This is a genomic window from Occultella gossypii (genome assembly GCF_019947135.1).
Lineage (GTDB): Bacteria > Actinomycetota > Actinomycetes > Actinomycetales > Beutenbergiaceae > Occultella > Occultella gossypii.
Window position 1 is genome coordinate 258,911 of sequence record NZ_JAGSHT010000005.1, and the last position, 16,327, is coordinate 275,237.

Annotated in this window: 11 protein-coding genes; 1 reads left to right on the forward strand and 10 read right to left on the reverse strand. The window is 70.8% G+C overall.

Annotated features, from left to right (window positions below; all coding sequences use genetic code 11):
* Window positions 1-13 precede the first annotated feature (13 nt).
* From KCQ71_RS05960 to KCQ71_RS05985, 6 genes are all read right to left on the reverse strand, one after another.
* Window positions 14-2,443 (reverse strand): HNH endonuclease signature motif containing protein, encoded by a 2,430-nt coding sequence (locus tag KCQ71_RS05960; protein ID WP_223403831.1) that lies wholly within the window; start codon window positions 2,441-2,443, stop codon window positions 14-16.
* Between the two features lie 251 nt (window positions 2,444-2,694).
* Complete coding sequence (locus KCQ71_RS05965) at window positions 2,695-3,123, reverse strand: HIT family protein (protein ID WP_223403833.1); 429 nt, start codon at window positions 3,121-3,123, stop codon at window positions 2,695-2,697.
* A 97-nt stretch (window positions 3,124-3,220) separates the two neighbouring features.
* A complete protein-coding gene (locus KCQ71_RS05970) occupies window positions 3,221-3,976 on the reverse strand; it encodes an iron ABC transporter ATP-binding protein (RefSeq protein ID WP_223403835.1) in 756 nt (251 codons plus the stop codon).
* Window positions 3,973-5,031 carry an iron chelate uptake ABC transporter family permease subunit gene (locus KCQ71_RS05975; RefSeq protein WP_223403837.1) on the reverse strand — a complete coding sequence of 353 codons (1,059 nt, stop codon included), beginning with the start codon at window positions 5,029-5,031 and terminating at the stop codon, window positions 3,973-3,975. Before KCQ71_RS05975 ends, KCQ71_RS05970 begins: the two co-directional genes overlap by 4 nt.
* The gene (locus tag KCQ71_RS05980) at window positions 5,024-6,013 is read right to left on the reverse strand and encodes an ABC transporter permease (RefSeq protein ID WP_223403839.1); all 990 of its coding nucleotides are present in this window, start codon (window positions 6,011-6,013) and stop codon (window positions 5,024-5,026) included. Before KCQ71_RS05980 ends, KCQ71_RS05975 begins: the two co-directional genes overlap by 8 nt.
* A gap of 10 nt (window positions 6,014-6,023) precedes the next feature.
* Window positions 6,024-7,064 carry a siderophore ABC transporter substrate-binding protein gene (locus KCQ71_RS05985; protein ID WP_223403841.1) on the reverse strand — a complete coding sequence of 347 codons (1,041 nt, stop codon included), beginning with the start codon at window positions 7,062-7,064 and terminating at the stop codon, window positions 6,024-6,026.
* Window positions 7,065-7,255: 191 nt separating this feature from the next.
* Between KCQ71_RS05985 and KCQ71_RS05990 the strand changes: the two genes are divergently transcribed.
* Entirely contained in the window at window positions 7,256-8,158 is a 903-nt protein-coding gene (locus KCQ71_RS05990) for an aminodeoxychorismate lyase (RefSeq protein ID WP_223403843.1), read from the forward strand.
* 27 nt (window positions 8,159-8,185) lie between these two features.
* On the opposite strand, the gene treZ is transcribed toward KCQ71_RS05990, so the two are convergent.
* From treZ to KCQ71_RS06010, 4 genes are read right to left on the reverse strand one after another with little or no spacing between them, the layout of a single operon-like run.
* Window positions 8,186-9,955 carry a malto-oligosyltrehalose trehalohydrolase gene (gene treZ / locus KCQ71_RS05995; protein ID WP_223403845.1) on the reverse strand — a complete coding sequence of 590 codons (1,770 nt, stop codon included), beginning with the start codon at window positions 9,953-9,955 and terminating at the stop codon, window positions 8,186-8,188.
* Window positions 9,952-12,453, reverse strand: a complete 2,502-nt coding sequence (gene treY, locus KCQ71_RS06000) for a malto-oligosyltrehalose synthase (protein WP_223403847.1) — start codon at window positions 12,451-12,453, stop codon at window positions 9,952-9,954. Before treY ends, treZ begins: the two co-directional genes overlap by 4 nt.
* Complete coding sequence (gene glgX / locus KCQ71_RS06005) at window positions 12,450-14,669, reverse strand: glycogen debranching protein GlgX (protein ID WP_223403857.1); 2,220 nt, start codon at window positions 14,667-14,669, stop codon at window positions 12,450-12,452. Before glgX ends, treY begins: the two co-directional genes overlap by 4 nt.
* A 50-nt stretch (window positions 14,670-14,719) precedes the next feature.
* Window positions 14,720-16,300, reverse strand: coding sequence for a molybdopterin-dependent oxidoreductase (locus tag KCQ71_RS06010; RefSeq protein ID WP_223403859.1), 1,581 nt, complete (start codon window positions 16,298-16,300; stop codon window positions 14,720-14,722).
* Window positions 16,301-16,327: the final 27 nt, after the last annotated feature.

Here is a 16,327-nt window from a genome sequence, read left to right on the forward strand (position 1 = left end):
TGTGGCCGGCCGGTCAGAACGGCGGCGGCTCGTCCCGACGATCCGCGGCTGTGGGGGCCGCTCTGCGGGCGAGGTGGAACGTGTCCCCGCCAGGGAGTTTGCGGTACCGCTGACCGGTAGGCGTGGTCCACTCGAACACGCCGGGCGTCGGCTGGACGAGGCGGTAGCGGGCGTGCGTCTTCAGCAGGTGATGCCGCTTGCAGAGCGGCCCGAGATTGTGGGCCGCCGTCGGGCCGGCGGGGTAGGGCACCGTGTGATCGAGCTCGGAGTCGACGGCCGGTTGCGAGCAGCCCGGGGCCACGCAGATCTGGTTGCGCTGGCGCACGTGGTCCGCGAGCCCGACCGGGGGACTGTAGGTCGTGGTGCCGACGTCCAGGACCGTGCCGGATGCAGGGTCGGTGAGCAGACGGCGTAGCGTCGCCTGCGCAGCGTAGGCACGCGCGTCGTTGGCCGGGATCGGCCCGAGCGAGGTGACGTACGCCGGGGCATCGCCGCCGAGGAGGGTGGTGACCGGCACCGTGACGTCCACCCGGGCCCGACGGCCGGCCAGCGAACTGATCGGGTACCGGTGCAGCACCGTGCCAGACACCGGACCGGCCGGCGTGGGGTCCGGTTGGGAGCTTGTCGGCGGCGCGGGATCGACGTCGCTGGCGGAGGGGACGAAGCCGAACGCCGATCGAGGTGTGTCCGCTGCCCCCGGCTCGAACGGCGCTGTCACCGAGGTGCCGCGGACGTAGGCGCCGCCCTTGAGCAGTCCGGCGTCAACCCGCTGGTACTTCGGAGTCGGGTGCGGGCTGGGCAGGGCCGTGCCGTGGGCCGCAGCCGTGACGGTCCGGAGCACCGTGCCGGTGGGCGGAGCGGTGCCGGTGGGCGGAGCGGTGCCGGTGGGCGGAGCGGTGCCGGTGGGCGGAGCGGTGCCGGTGGGTGGAGCGGTTCCCGTGGACAGAATTGCGCCGGTTGGAGCGGCCGCCTGTGGTGGAGGGGGCACGGGCATGCCAGGGAGCGCACCGACGGTGGGAGTCACCAGGCCGGGCGGCGTGTTGCGCACGCGTTGCCGGCGCTCATCCTCGCGCACGCGGTCGCGGTACCACTCGATCCCGGCTGGGCTCAACGCATTGATCACCAGCTCGCGGTCGCGTCCGGTGCGCGCGGCAATCGAGAGGTACCGTGCGATCGCACGCGCCGTGGGCATGACACCGTCTGCCATGAGAGCGGTGGCGTCGAACGGGGCGACGAGGCCGAGAATGACCGGTGGCAAGGTGCACGGGCCGCCGACGGGCACGGTTGCGGGCGCCGGAGCGGCCGCAGTGCCCGGTGCGGCGGTTCCGGACGTGGCGCCGCCGGTCGATGCAGCGCCCGGCGGGACGGTGAGCACAGGAGGCGGGCTCGTCACCGACGCGCCGGCGATCGGAGCATCCGTACCCACGGGGAGCTGGATCACGATGGTCCCGGTGGCCAGGGCGGTGTGCCCGAACAGGCCGAGGAAGTCCGCCCGCAACTGTTCGATCGTGTTCGGGTCTCCGTTGGCACGCGCGGCGCGCGCGGCACCGTCGAGGGCGGCGTCCAGGGCCGCGGCGTCCAGCGTGGGTATGACCGCGTAGAGCGAACTCATCCCGTCGCCGAGCGGCCTGGGGCGATCGACCCGCCGCTTCTTGGCTGCCTCCTGCGACCGCTGGGTGAAGTGCGCGTGGTCCACCTCTGCGACCGCACGCGCCAGATCTTGGCGGACCTGGTGGTGCGGCCGGTGCCGTGCCTTGGGGAGGACGATGTCCTGCACCTCGATCGCCTGGTCCGAGGACAGGTGCTCGACGGCCGCCACGATCAACTCGGCCTTCGCGGCGTCGATCTCACCGGCGGCGAGGGCGTCGGCGGTCGGGATGCACTCGTGTCGCAGAGAGTCGCCGGTTCGGATCAGGTTGCGGCCGCGCTGCTTGGAACAGCCCAGCCGCATGGCCACTTCTTCGCCGGCGAAGTTCGTGTTCTTCGTTCCGGCCGTTCGTGCGGCCGCGGGGCCAAGTTCAAGGCGCACGTCCTGTCCCACTAGCGACGCGCATTCGCGGACCTTACCTGCCGCCCAGGAGCTGATCCGGTCCCAGGCCGCCATCTCCTCGAGTGTGGTGTACGAGTCCCCGCGCAGCCCGCCCGCCTCCAGGAGCAGACCCAGCAGCTCGGGCCCGGGAGCGAGGCCGGCGAGGTCATCGGCGTCGACGACCCTGGATTCCGCTCCTCCAGGGTCCGGAGCGCCGGGCTCGGTGGTGGGAACTCCGAAGATCTGCGCGAGGAGTTCCTCCGGCACCTCCTGCAGCCACTCGGCCGGGACCGTCAGCTCGCCGTCGGCGTCGAGCCAGGAGGCGCACTCGGCGGCAGCGTCGGCGCGGTCGGCAGCCGCGAGTGCGGCCGCCTCAGCGTCGGTGAGCCGCTCGTCGGCTGTGCTTGACTCCATACCCAAACTCTAGAACACGCGTACGACATCGTGTTCGGGGGTGTGGACAAAGGTGCCGCGCTTCAGGCAAGGGGCGGCCGGGCCGGGGCGAGGGGCGGCCGGGTCCGGGGGCCGAGGCGAGGGGCGGCCGGGTCCGGGGGCCGAGGCGAGGGGCGGCGGAGTACGGGGTGGCTGGGGCGAGGGGCGGCCAGGTCCAGGAGCGGCGGGATGCGACTCTGCCAGGGCACGGGCGGCGTCAGCGCCCGCCGAGGTCAGTGCTCGGGCACGAAGTCAGCGTGCCCGTCGCGCCGGAGCTGCTCCCGCAGCATCACGGCCGCCCGATCGGCGTCCGCATCGGGGACGTCGCGCATGACATTGCGCAGGTCGAAGTCCTCCGGGGCCAGGCTCGGCCACACATGCACGTGGGCGTGAGGCACCTCATAGCCTTCGATCAGCACACCGATCCGCTGAGCGTCGAACGCGCTGCGCTGCGCCACACCGATCATCTGCGCCACCGCGAAGACGTGCGCGGCCACGTCCGCCGGGAGGTCGACCCACTGGTCGACCTCAGCTCGCGGGACCACCATCGTGTGACCGAGCTGGCGCGGTTGGATCGTCAGGAACGCGACACAGACCTCATCGGCCCAGACGAACCGGCCGGGGATGTCGCCGTCGATGATGCGCGTGAACAGGGTCGCCATGACCGCCACCGTAGCGCGCCCGGGACACGCAGACGAGTAGGCGTCGGCGGCGCATCACCGACACGAGCGGCGGGCCGCGAGCGTCAGCCGATGGGGCTCAGTAGTACACCGCCAGCGCCCCGTTCGGCCCGTCGATGACCTGCACGTCGGTGTCGAACACCCGGGTCAGGACCTCATCGGTCATGATCACCGCAGGCGTCCCGAACTCGACCACCCGACCGTCCTTGACCGCGCAGATGTGGTCGGCGTACTGCCCCGCGAAGTTGATGTCGTGCAGCACCACGATGATCGTCCTGCCCAGCTCCGTCGCAGCGCGCTTCAGGTGCCGCATCATCTGTACCGAGTGCTTCATGTCGAGGTTGTTCAAGGGCTCGTCGAGCAGCACGTGGTCGGTCTCCTGGCAGAGCACCATCGCCACGTACGCACGCTGACGCTGCCCGCCGGAGAGCTGGTCGAGGTACCGGTGCTCCAGATCCGTGAGCTCGAGGAAGTCGATCGCCTTGCTGATCGTGTCCTCGCAGTGCTGCGTCAGCCTGCCCTTGGAGTACGGGAACCGCCCGAAACCGACCAGCTGTCGCACGGTGAGCCGCGTGATGAAGTGGTTCTCCTGCCGCAGGATCGACACGATCTTGGCCAGATCCTTCGACGCGGTGGACGCGACGTCGAAACCCGCGATCTCGATCGCACCCTGGTCCATGCCCATGAGCCGGCCGATCATGGTCAGCAGCGTCGACTTCCCGGCGCCGTTGGGGCCCACCAGCGCCGTGATGCCCCCGGTCGGGATCTGCAGGTCGACCGGACCGATCGTCACCTCGTCGCCGTAGCTCTTGCGGACGTTGGTCAGGGTGATCACAGCCGGCCCTTTCTCAGGATGACGAAGAGGAACACCGACCCGCCGACGAGCTCGATGATGATCGAGACGACGCCCTGGGCGTAGAAGACGTTCTTCATGATGAAGTACGCGCCGGCCAGCACCACGAAGCCGGTGAGGACCGCCACCGGGAAGATGTGCCGATGATCGGCGGAGCCGGCGAACTGGTAGGCCAGAGTAGCCACGAGGAAGCCGAGGAACGTCATCGGCCCGACCAACGCCGTCGACGTGGCCATCAGCAGCGAGACGAGAAACAGCACCTTCATGATCTCGGACTTGTGGTTCAGTCCGAGATTGATCGTCGCCTCACGGCCGAGCGTGAGCACGTTCAGCCGTCGGGAGCGCAGCCACAGCGCGACCGAGGCGACGACGCACAGCGGGATCGCCACGGGGAAGTAGTCCGGGTCCGCGTTGGAGACGGACCCGAACAGGCGCGCGGTGAGGACGTCGAAGTCGCTCGGGGTCAGCAGCCGCTGCATGAACGTCGAGATCGACCCGAGCCCGCCGCCGATGATGATGCCGATCAGCAGCATGATCTGGAGGTTCCCGTACCGCCCCGAGAGCAACCACCCGTACAGCAGCAGCGACAGGCCCACCATGACGGCGACCTGCAGCACGAACTGGGGGAGCCCGGTCAGCGCGACCAGCCCGGTGACGCCGAGGAAGTAGATCGCGGACGTCTGGATCGCGATGTAGAGCGACTCGAAGCCCATGATCGACGGTGTGATGATCCGGTTGTTCGTCGCCGTCTGGAAGCTCACGGTCGCCGTCGCCTGGCAGACCGCGACGATCGCCATGACCAGGACCGACGTCGCGCGCATCTGGGCGATCCGCCAGAACCCATCGGATCCGACCGGCAGCGGGTTGTCCCACGCGAGCAGGCCGAAGGCGAACCCGGTGGCGAGCACGATGAGGATGGCGAGCACGATCCAGTAGCGGCGGCGCGCGCGGGGGGTCGGGAGGGCTCCCGACGTCCGGCGGCGTGCGGGCGGGGTGCGGCGTTCGGCGGCCGGCCGCGCGATCGTCGCCTCAGCCATGACGTCGCTGCCGCAGCAGGAGGGCGATGAACACGATGGCACCGACGACACCGAGGATGAGCGAGACCGGTACCTCGAACGGCGCGATGATCGTCCGCCCGACCAGATCGCACACGGTCACGATGGCGATGCCGAGCAGGCACACCCACGGCAGGTTGCTGCGCAGGTCGTCGCCCCGGAACATCGAGACGATGTTCGGCACGATCAGGCCGAGGAACGGCAGGTTCCCCACCACCACCGTGACGACTCCGGTCGCGATCGCGATGAGCCCGGTCCCGAGCATGATGACCCGGTCGTAGTTCAGGCCCACGTTCGTGGCGACCTCCTTGCCGAGCCCGGCCACCGTGAACCTGTCCGCGACCAAGAAGACCGCGACCACCACGACCGCGACGATCCAGAGCGCCTCGTACTGGCCACGCATGACCGAGGTGAAACTCCCGGCGAACCAGATGCCGAGGCTCTGCAGCATGTCCGTCTGCAGGGCGATGAACGTGGACACCGAGCCGACCACCGCGCCGAACATGATCCCCACGATCGGCACGATCAGCGAGGACTTCAGCGAGACGCGGCGCAGGAACAGGAAGAACACGAACGTCCCGATGAACGCTGCGAGGACCGCCCCGCCCATGCGGGCCGCGATGCTCGCACCCGGGAACAGCACCATCACACCGAGCAGGCCGAGGCCGGCCCACTCCGTCGTCCCGGTCGTGGTCGGCTCGACGAACCGGTTCTGCGTGAGCAGCTGCATCACGAGCCCGCACATCGACATCGCGGCCCCGGCAAGCACCAACGCGAGGGTTCGGGGGATCCGCGTGATGGCGAACATCCGGGCGCCATCCGGGTCGCCGAAGATGTCGAACTGCCCGGTGAACAAGGAGACGACGAGCAGCACGGCGACGCCGAGCACGCCCAGGAGCAGCCTCCAGTCGAAGAGGCGGCCCCCGGCGCGACTCGGCGTCGCGGTGGGGAGGGTCGTGGTCACGTGTCCAGGCTCAGGCGTTGCCCTCGAGGGCGTCGGCGAGCGTGTTGAGGAACTCCGTGTAGGTCTGGATGCCCTCGTTCGTGTAGGTGTCCGCCGGCATGTAGACGATGTTGCCCTCGGTGATGGCGGTGACGTTCGCCAGCGCCTCGGAACCCTCGAGGATCTCCGCGCCGGGCACGTAGGCCGGGTCGTCCGCGCTGACGGCGGCGTCGCGGTCCATGACGAGGATCCAGTCGGGGTTGGAGTCCGCGATGGCCTCGACGGAGATGTCGTCGCCCTCGTGGTCATCGGTGCCCTCGGGAACCTCGAGGGCCGGGGTGAAGCCGAAGATGTCGAACAGCGGGCCGAGCGTGCGGCCGATGCCGGGGGCGATGTAGCCGATCTCGCCGCCGGAGGTGTTGACGGCCATGACCGTGCTGTCCGCGGAGTAGGCGGCCTCGACGCGGGCGATCGCAGCGTCGAAGTCGGCGATCAGCTGCTCGGCGTCGTCCTGGTGGCCGAAGACCTCACCGAGCACCGTGATCTGCCGGCGCAGCTCGGAGTCGAACGGCTCGCCGTCGCGCGGGTCGAGCTCGAGGATGACGGCGTCCGGGGCCAGGTCCACGAAGTCGTCGTGGTACTGGGCGAACCGCTGGCCGTTGACGATCAGGTCGGGTGCGACGGCGACGACGGCCTCGAGGTCGGGCTCGCGGTGGTTGCCGAGGTCGATGATCGCCTCGTCCTGGGTGTACGCGATGGTGTCCGGCATCAGCGACACGGCCGCCGCGGACAGCTCGACGCCCCAGTCCGAGAGGGTCTCGAAGGTGCGGTTGTCGGTCGCGACGACCGACTCCAGCGGCAGGTCGATCGTCTGGGCGCCGTTGTTGTCCTCGACCTCGACGGACGTGGCCTCAGCGGTGGTGGCGTCCTCGGCGGAAGTCTCGTCGTCGGCCGTGGCCTCCCCACCACAAGCCGCGAGGGCGAGCACGGAGGCGGCGGCCAGGGCGGCCACCAAGCCGCGGGTGGCTCGTCGGCTGCCGGGGGCATGGGCGAGGGTGGGACGGGATGTCATGGATCAGTCCTTCGGCGCGTGATGTCGGGAAGGCGGCCGAGCTGTGCTCGGCCTGGACATCTTCACCCTATGGGTGAGCAAAGGCTTACCTAACCAACGGTTGGATGAAATTGATCACAGGTGAGTGTCATAAAAGGGATGGCCGACGGCGTCCCTGCCGTTCTCGAGGTCGCCGCGCCTATGCTTCGGTTGTGTCGTCAGAACCCGATCCCGTGCTCGTCCTGGTCAGTGCCCCCACCGAGGGCGAGTCGATCGCGGGGCCGGGCTTCGCGCTGGCGGACCCGAGCGTGCCGCACCTCGACGTCAACGACCTCGGTGCCGTCCGCGGCGACGGGGTCTTCGAGACGATCGGCGTGATCGACGGACACCCCCAGGCCCTCGATGCCCACCTGCTCCGGTTCGCACGGTCCGCAGCCCAGCTCGAGCTGCCGGCACCGCGCCTGGAGGTCTGGCGCGAGGCGGTCCTGGCCGCCGTCGACGCGGCGCGCTCGGCGGGCACGCTCGCGGTGGAGGCCGGCGCGAAGACCGTGCTCACCCGCGGCGTCGAGGGCACCGGCGTGGCCACCGGCTGGGTGCGGCTCAGTGCGGCGCCCGACATGAGCGTGGCCCGGCGCGACGGCGTCCGGGTCATCACCCTCGACCGTGGTTTCCCGGCGGACATCGCCCAGCGCGCCCCGTGGCTGCTGCAGGGCGCCAAGACCCTCTCCTACGCGATCAACATGGCCGCCCTGCGGTACGCGCGCAGCCGCGACGCCGACGACGTGATCTTCGTCAGCTCCGACGGCGCCGTCCTCGAAGGGCCTACCGCGAACGTCCTGGTGCGCATCGGCGACGAGGTCATCACGCCGCCCACCGACCAGGCGATCCTCGCCGGCACCACCCAGGCGCGGGCGTTCGACTTCTTCGCAGGCCGGGGGCTGCGGACCAGCGAACGGCGTCTCGGCCTGGCGGAGCTGGCCGGCGCGGACGGTCTCTGGCTCACCTCGAGCGTCCGGCTGGTGGTCCCCGTCACCACGCTCGACGGCGTCGCGTGCGCCGTGGACGCCGACCTCACCGAGGGGTTGCTACGGCACCTGCGCACGGTCACGGACTGACCCTCAGCCAGGCTCTCGCGGTGGCGGTCAGCCCAGCACGGCCACACTCTCCGCCGGAAGCCGCACGCCGTCGGCCGTGAGCGCGTCCGGGGGCAGGTCGTCCCAGCCGAGCAGCACCCGTAGGTCGGTGGCACCGGTCAGCGGTACCACGAACTCCTCCGGCCCGACGTTGATCGCGACCACCACCGAACCCCGCCGGATCCGCACCCACTGCGCGTCGGCGTCGTGATCCACCGTGGTGGCGCGACGGTCACCGCTGCGTAGGTCCGGCGTGCGGGCCCGGAGCGCGATCAGGTCGCGGTAGAACGCCAGGATCCGGGCGTGGTGGCCGTGCCCGACCTCGTCCCAGTCCAGGGTCGACGCGGTCACGGTGGCCGGGGCCTGCGGGTCCGGGGGCTGGACGCCGGCCCCGTACAGTTCGGCCCAGCCGTGGGCGCCGAACTCGCGCGCCCGGCCGTCCCGGATCGACTGCGCGAGCTCCGGCTCGGCGTGGTCGGTGAAGAACATCCAGGGCGTGGCCGCGGACCACTCCTCACCCATGAACAGCATCGGCGTGAACCCTGTCGTCAGGAGCAGCGCCGCGGAGATCGCCTGCCGCCCCTCGCTCAGGCGCGCGGCCGGCCGGTCGCCCCGGCCCCGGTTGCCGACCTGGTCGTGGGTGGTGGTGGACACCACGAAGGCGTGGCCGCTCACGTCCTTGGGAACCGGCGCACCCCACACCTGGCCGCGGAAGGTCGAGAACTCGCCGTTGTGCACGAACACGTCGGTGAGGGCCTTGGCGAGCGTCTCGTACGACCCGAAGTCGGCGTAGTAGCCATGCCGCTCGCCGGTCAGGAGCGCGTGGATGGCGTGATGCACGTCGTCGTCCCATTGGGCGGTCATACCGAGGCCGCCATCGGCCACGGGCGTGACCATGGCGACGTCGTTGAGGTCGGACTCGGCGATCAGTCCGAGTGGCCTGCCGAGGTCGTCGGCACAATGCCCGACGGCGGTGGCGAGCTCGGCGAGCAGGTGCACCGGGGAGTCGTCGACCAGGGCGTGCACGGCGTCGAGGCGGAGCGCGTCGAGGTGGAAGTCGCGTAGCCACCGCACCGCGTTGTCGATGACGAACGCGCGCACCTCGGCAGAGCCGGGGCCGTCGAGGTTCACGGCCTCGCCCCACGGTGTCTCGTGGCGGTCGGTGAAGTAGGGGCCGAACCGGCTCAGATAGTTCCCGGAAGGGCCCAGATGGTTGTACACGACGTCGAGGGCGACGCCGAGGCCGAGCCCGTGAGCGCCGTCGACGAATCGCTGCAGCGCGGCGGGACCCCCGTAGGCCTCGTGCACCGCGTACAGGTCCACGCCGTCGTAGCCCCAGCCGGCCCGGCCCGGGAACGCGGCTACCGGCATGAGCTGGACGACCTCGACCCCGAGATCCACGAGGTGGCCGAGCCGGGCCAGCGCCGCGTCCAGGGTGCCCTCGGCGGTGAACGTGCCCACGTGCAGTTCGTAGAGCACCGAGCCGCGTACGTCGATGCCCCGCCAGCCGGCGTCGGTCCAGGCATAAGCGCCCGTGTCGAACGTGCGCGAGGGCGCGTGCACCCCGTTCGGCTGCCACGGGCTGCGCGGGTCGGGCAGCGGGTCGCCACCGTCGAGGCGGAAGCCGTAGTCGGTCCCGGGCGGGACCGGCTCCGCGGTCTCCCACCAGCCGCCGGCCACGGCACGCAGGGGCACGAGTCGGTCGCCCAGCTGGGCCATCACCTCGCGCGCCTCCGGCGCCCAGACCCGTAGCGGCGCGGCGCCCCTCACCTCGCTCACCCGGCCGGCTCCAGTGCTTCCAGGACGGCCACGGGAGAATCGGCCAGCAGCACCGCCAGGTCCACCGAGCCACCGCCGTACTCGACGCCGGTCAGCACGTCGCGCCAGCGACCCTCGGGCAGCACCACGGTCCTCGCCCCCCACCCGCCGCCGGCGGACAGGCCCACCGACAGCCTGGTGACGACCGTGACCACGGCGGGGACGCCGTCGGCCGTGCGGGCGAACGCGACCGCGTGCCCGGTCGACGTCGGCAACGGCTCGTAACCGGCCGCACCACCTACGAACGCATCGGGCCGGCCGCGGCGCAGCCGCAGCACGGCGGCGGTGAGCCGGAGCTTCTCGGCGGCCAGGTCCCGGGGCGACGCGCCGCCGTCGAGCCGCTTGAGCTCGCGGGCGAGCGGCTCGTGAGCGACCGGGCCACGGTTGTCCGGATCCACGAGGGCAACCAACGTTGACTCGGCGCCCTGATAGGTGTCCGCGACCCCGGGCAGGGTGAGCTGCAGCGCCTTGGTCGCAAGCGTCGCGGCACGCACCGGCTCGGCGGTGAGGCGGACCCACTCGGTGAGGATCTGCGCCACGCCCGGGTCCTCGAGCAGTGCCGCGACGAAGGCCGTGAGCGCGTCCTCGCCGGCGGTATCGGGCGACGTCCAGCTGGTCCAGGTCTTCGCCTCCCGGGCAGCCTTGACCAGGTAGCCGGAGAGCCGGTCCGCCGTGATCGGGCCGTCGGCGGTCCACGTGCCGGCCAGCGTCTGCCAGAGCAGGTTCTCGGTGCGGCCGTCGAGGTCGGCGGGCCGGACCTCCGCGGTGGCGGCGCGCAGGGCGGTCACGGCCTGCTGCCACGGCCCGGACAACTCGGAGAGCACCCCGATCCGGGCGCGGACATCCTCACCGCGCTTGTTGTCATGCGTGGACCCGGCGGTCATCGTGGCCGGCCGTTGCAACTGGGTGGTCGCGGCCCAGGCATGTAGCTCGTCGCCGTCGATGGAGAACGTCTGCGGCGCACCACCGACCTCGCACAGCGCGGTCAGGTGCGTCCACCGGTAGAACGTGGTGTCCTCCACGCCCTTGGCGACCACGGCCCCACAGACCTGCTGGAACCGGACGATCACCTCGTTGCGGCGAGCCTCATGGTGACGTCCGGCACTGCCGACCTCTCGGCCGAGGACGAGGTCGACCACGACCTCCAGGGTCTCGGCACGGTCCGGCTCCAGCCGTGTCGCGGCCACGTGCGCCCACTCGCGCACGAGGTTCTCGCTGGCGCCCGGGGCCGCCTCGCCGGGGACCACGTACGCGCGGTAGCGGTCGCAGGCCACAACGAGCTCAGTGACGCAGTCGGTGATCGCGCGCAGGGTGTGGTCGCGGAGCCGGACGTCGTCATGACACAGGTCCGCGATCAGCGACGAGAGGCGATGCACCTCCGCGTAGAGCGGGCCGGTGGCGATCTCCCGCTTGGCCACCTCGGTCAGCCGCGGCAGGGTCCCGACCGAGTCGCCGGTGAGCTCGGTCAGCACGGCGCCGAGCGGTCCCGCGCCGGACGGGTCGATCAGGACCTGGCCGATCCGCCACGCCGCGTCGTAGCCGGTGGTCCCGGCCGTCGGCCAGTCCGCCGGCAGCGTCTCGTCCGCCTCGAGGATCTTCTCCGCCACGGTCCACGCGCCGCCGGTGCGCTCGTCCAGACGCCGGAAGTAGCCGCGCGGATCGGCGAGGCCGTCCGGGTGGTCGATGCGGAAGCCGTCCACGAGACCGGCGTCGAAGAGTTCGAGGAGCAGGGCGTGCGTGGCATCGAACACCTCCGGGCGTTCCACCCGGACGGCCACCAGCGAGCCGACGTCGAAGAACCTGCGGTAGTTCAGCTCCTCGTCCGCGACCCGCCAGTAGGCGAGCCGGTAGTGCTGGCGCTCCAGCAGTTCGGCGAGCGGCAGGTGCTCGGTGCCGGGCCGGATCGGGAACCGGTGCTCGAAGTAGCACAGGACGGGTTCGTCTGCACTGATGCCGGACTCGGGCTCGTCCAGCCGGGACACCGTCAGCTCGCCGTCGGCCATCGCGGCGCCCAGCCGGCGCCCGAGGACGGGCATCAGCACCTGCGCACCGTCGCCGAGATCCACGTCGAACCAGGACGCGTACGGGGACTCCGGCCCCTGCGCGAGCACCGACCAGAGCACCCTGTTCAGGCTGGCCGGCGTGGGCACCGCCATGTGGTTGGGCACCACGTCGACGATGACGCCGAGGTCATGGGCCCGGGCGGCCGCGACGAGCCGCTCGAACGCCGGCCGGCCACCCATCACGTCGGACAGCCGGCCGTGGTCGATGACGTCGTAGCCGTGCGTGGACCCGGGTGCGGCGGCGAGCACGGGGGACAGGTACAGGTCGGTGACACCGAGGTCACTCAGGTAGCCCACCCTGGCGGCGGCGTCGTCGAACCCGAGATCCGGGCCGAGCTGCAGACGATAGGTCGAGATCGGGGTGCGGCGTGCGAATCCGTGCGTGCGGTCGGTCACTGCGTGCGGCCTCCGGGCGTCCGGCTCGTGGTGGTCGGGGGAGTCTCGGCGGCCGCGGGTGACGGCGCCGACAGGGCGCTCTCGGTCTCCGCCGCACTCTGGCGGGCGAGGATGACGATGCTGCGGGCCGTGACGGCGAGCTGCGCGCCGGGTTCGTACGCGGCCCCGAGTTCCTGCTCGGTGTCGGTACTGAGTACCGGGCTCCATGCGGCGCCGAAGTCGGCCTCCGGCAGACGGAACTCGATGTCGTCGGCGTCGGCGTTGATGAGCAGGTACAGGGAGTCGTCGGTGACCCGTCGCCCGCGCACGTCCGGTTCCTCGATGGCCTCACCGTTGATGAATACGCCGACCGACCGGGCGAACGCGGTGTTCCAGGCGTCGGAGTCCATCGCGGTGCCGTTCGGTTCGAACCAGGCCAGATCGGGCAGCTCCGGCAGGCCGTTCGCCGGCGAGGTCGAGCCGTTGAAGAACCGGCGCCGGCGGATCACCGGGTGGTCGGCACGGAAGGAGATCAGGCGGCGGGTGAACGCCAGCAGCGCGTTCTGCTCCTCGTTCAGGTCCCAGTGCACCCAGGCCAGTTCGTTGTCCTGGGCGTAGGTGTTGTTGTTGCCGTCCTGGGTGCGGCCCATCTCATCGCCGTGGGCGATCATCGGCACCCCCTGGGACAGCAGCAGGGTGGTCAGGAAGTTGCGCTGCTGGCGTGCCCGCAGCGCGTTCACCTCCGGGTCGTCCGTTGGGCCCTCGACGCCGCAGTTCCAGGACCGGTTGTGGCTCTCGCCGTCCTGGCCGTCCTCGCCGTTGGCGTCGTTGTGCTTGTCGTTGTAGGAGACCAGGTCCCGCAGGGTGAAGCCATCGTGGGCGGTGACGAAGTTGATCGACGCGATCGGGGTGCGCCCGGTCTGCTCGTACAGGTCCGAGGATCCGGTGATCCGGCTCGCGAACTCGCCGAGGGTGGCCGGCTCGCCGCGCCAGAAGTCGCGCACGGTGTCCCGGTACTTGCCGTTCCACTCCGTCCACAGCGGTGGGAAGCCACCTACCTGGTACCCGCCGGAGCCGAGGTCCCACGGCTCGGCGATCAGCTTGACCTGGGAGATCACCGGGTCCTGCTGGATGATGTCGAAGAACGAGGACAGCCGGTCGACCTCGTGGAACTGCCGGGCCAGGGTGGCCGCGAGGTCGAACCGGAACCCGTCCACGTGCATGTCGGTGATCCAGTACCGCAGCGAGTCCATGATCATCTGGAGCACGTGCGGGGATCGCATCAGCAGTGAGTTGCCGGTGCCGGTGGTGTCGAAGTAGTGCCGCTTGTCGTCGTCGACGAGCCGGTAGTAGGAGGCGTTGTCGATGCCGCGGAAGGACAGCGTCGGGCCGAGGTGGTTGCCCTCCGCGGTGTGGTTGTAGACCACGTCGAGGATGACCTCGATGCCCGCGGCGTGCATCGCCTTGACCAGGCTCTTGAACTCGAGCACCTGCTCGCCCCGGGTGCCGAACGCGGAGTAGCCGTTGTGCGGGGCGAAGTAGCCGATCGTGTTGTAGCCCCAGTAATTGCTCAGGCCCTTCTCCGTGAGCGGGGGGTCCTGGACGAACTGGTGCACCGGCATGAGCTCGATCGCGGTCACACCGAGGTCCACCAGGTGGGAGATCACCGACGGGTGCGCGAGCGCGGCGTAGGTACCGCGGATCTCGTCGGGCACGTCCGGGTGCAGCATCGTCATGCCCTTGACGTGCGCCTCGTAGATGACGCTGTCGTGGTACTCCCGATCCGGCGGCCGGTCGTGGCCCCAGTCGAAGAACGGATTCGTCACGACCGATGTCATCGTGTGCGGCAGCGAGTCGTCATCGTTGACGACGGTCTGGAAGTCAGGGTCGTCGAAGCGGTAGGCGAAGAGGGCCTCATCACCGTCGATCTGGCCGTCGATCGCCTTCGCGTAGGGGTCCAGCAGGAGCTTGTACGGGTTGCAACGATGGCCACGGTCCGGGTCGTACGGGCCGTGCACCCGGTAGCCGTACCGCTGCCCGGGCTGGACCGTGGGCAGGTAGACATGCCACACGTACGCGTCGGTCTCGGTGACCTCGCAGCGGGTCTCGTTGCCGTCGTCGTCGATCAGGCACAGCTCGACCCGCTCCGCGACGGAGGAGTACAGCGCGAAGTTCGTTCCCGTGCCGTCGTAGGTGGCACCCAGCGGGTAGGGATGTCCGGGCCAGGTCTGTTGCATACGCCCAAGAGTGCCATCTCGGCCCGATCCGCGCGTGACGGCGGCTGCGCTCAGTCGACGTACACGTAGATGGTGTGCCAGCCGGTGGCGCCGTCGGGGATCACGCCCTCGACCGTCGAGGTCTGCACCCCGTCCGGGTCGTAGGCCCGGGAACGCAGCGTGTGCTGGCCGGGCTGGGCATCGGTCCAGGTCCAGGACCACTGCCGCCACGTGTCCACGGTCGCCTCGGCGGCGAGCGTGGCCTCCTCCCACGGGCCCTCGTCGACCTGGAGCTCCACCTTCGCGATGCCGCGGTGCTGTGCCCAGGCGGCCCCGCCGACGGCGACGTCCCCGGCGCTCACGTGGGCGCTCGGGCGTGGGACCGAGATACGGGATGCGGTCTTGATCGGCCCGCGCTCGGACCAGCCGCGGTCGGTCCAGTAGGCGGTCGCGTCCGCGAACCGGGTCACCTCGAGCTCGACGACCCACTTCGTGGCCGAGACGTAGCCGTACAGTCCCGGCACCACCATCCGGACCGGGAACCCGTGCTCCGTGGGCAGCGGCTCCCCGTTCATCCCGACGGCGAAGATCGCGTCCCGGTCGTCGGTGAGCACCTCGATCGGGGTGGACGCGGTGAAGCCGTCGATGCTGCGGGAGAGCACCATGTCCGCCTCCGGCAGCGGCACCGCCTCCGCGAGGACCTCCCGGATCGGCAGCCCGAGCCAGAGCGCGTTGCCGATCAGGTCACCGCCCACCGGGTTCGACACGCACGTGAGCGTCACGTGGGTCTCGATGAGGTCCCGGGCGAGGAGGTCGTCCAGGTTCAGCTCGACCTCGTTCTCGACGAGCCCGTGCACCCGGACCGTCCACGCCGCGGGGTCCACGTCCGGCACGATCAGCGCGGTGTCGATCCGGTAGAAGTCGTCGTTCGGGGTGACGAACGGCTCGACGCCCTCGGTGGCGGAAGCCACGCCGTCCGGCAGCGGCGGCGCGGGCACCGCCGGGGCCGGCAGCTGGAGCAGGTCGCGGGCCCTCGAGGCGGTGGACCTGGCCGCCGAGACGATCACACCGGTGACCGCCGAGGCCACCGCGACCACGCCGACCACGGTCGCCGAGCGCATGAACGAGCGCCGGTCGGGCCCGCCGGCGTCCCGGGACGGTTCGTCGAGTTCGTCACCGGTGTCCTCGCGGGGACCGTTGAGCGTCTCCACCATCGCGCGCAGCGCGATGACCCCGGCACCCGCTCCGACGAGTGCCGGCAGCCAGGCGAGCATCCCGGTGCCGGCCCGGCCCATGGCGGCCACGCCACAGACCCCGGCGAGAACGACCACGGCGATGGCGGCCGCCGTCGGGCGTTTCACCGCGAGGAGGCCGATGCCGTAGGCGAGCGCCGCGGCCACCAATGCCATGCAGAGGAACAGCACCGCCTTGTCCGCGGTCCCGAAGGTGGAGGCCGCGAAGTCCTTGAGCCAGGTGGGGGTGGCGTCCACGACGGCGCCACCGAGGGCGATGAACGGGGAGGCGTCCGGGTCGATGATCGCGGCCACGAGATGACCGACGGTCAGGGTCAGCGCCGCAGCGAGCAGACCCGCGATCCCCGCGCTCCGACGTGCGGTGGCGGGGCCGGGTGGCGAGATCGTCGAGACGCCCATGTTCACGAGGGTACGCTCCGGCGCCCG

Bases quoted from the DNA above. Each gene is read 5' to 3' on its own strand.
- KCQ71_RS05960 (WP_223403831.1), bottom strand. From the start codon at position 2,443: ATGGAGTCAAGCACAGCCGACGAGCGGCTCACCGACGCTGAGGCGGCC.
- KCQ71_RS05965 (WP_223403833.1), bottom strand. From the start codon at position 3,123: ATGGCGACCCTGTTCACGCGCATCATCGACGGCGACATCCCCGGCCGG.
- KCQ71_RS05975 (WP_223403837.1), bottom strand. From the start codon at position 5,031: ATGGCTGAGGCGACGATCGCGCGGCCGGCCGCCGAACGCCGCACCCCG.
- KCQ71_RS05985 (WP_223403841.1), bottom strand. From the start codon at position 7,064: ATGACATCCCGTCCCACCCTCGCCCATGCCCCCGGCAGCCGACGAGCC.
- glgX (WP_223403857.1), bottom strand. From the start codon at position 14,669: ATGCAACAGACCTGGCCCGGACATCCCTACCCGCTGGGTGCCACCTAC.
- KCQ71_RS06010 (WP_223403859.1), bottom strand. From the start codon at position 16,300: ATGGGCGTCTCGACGATCTCGCCACCCGGCCCCGCCACCGCACGTCGG.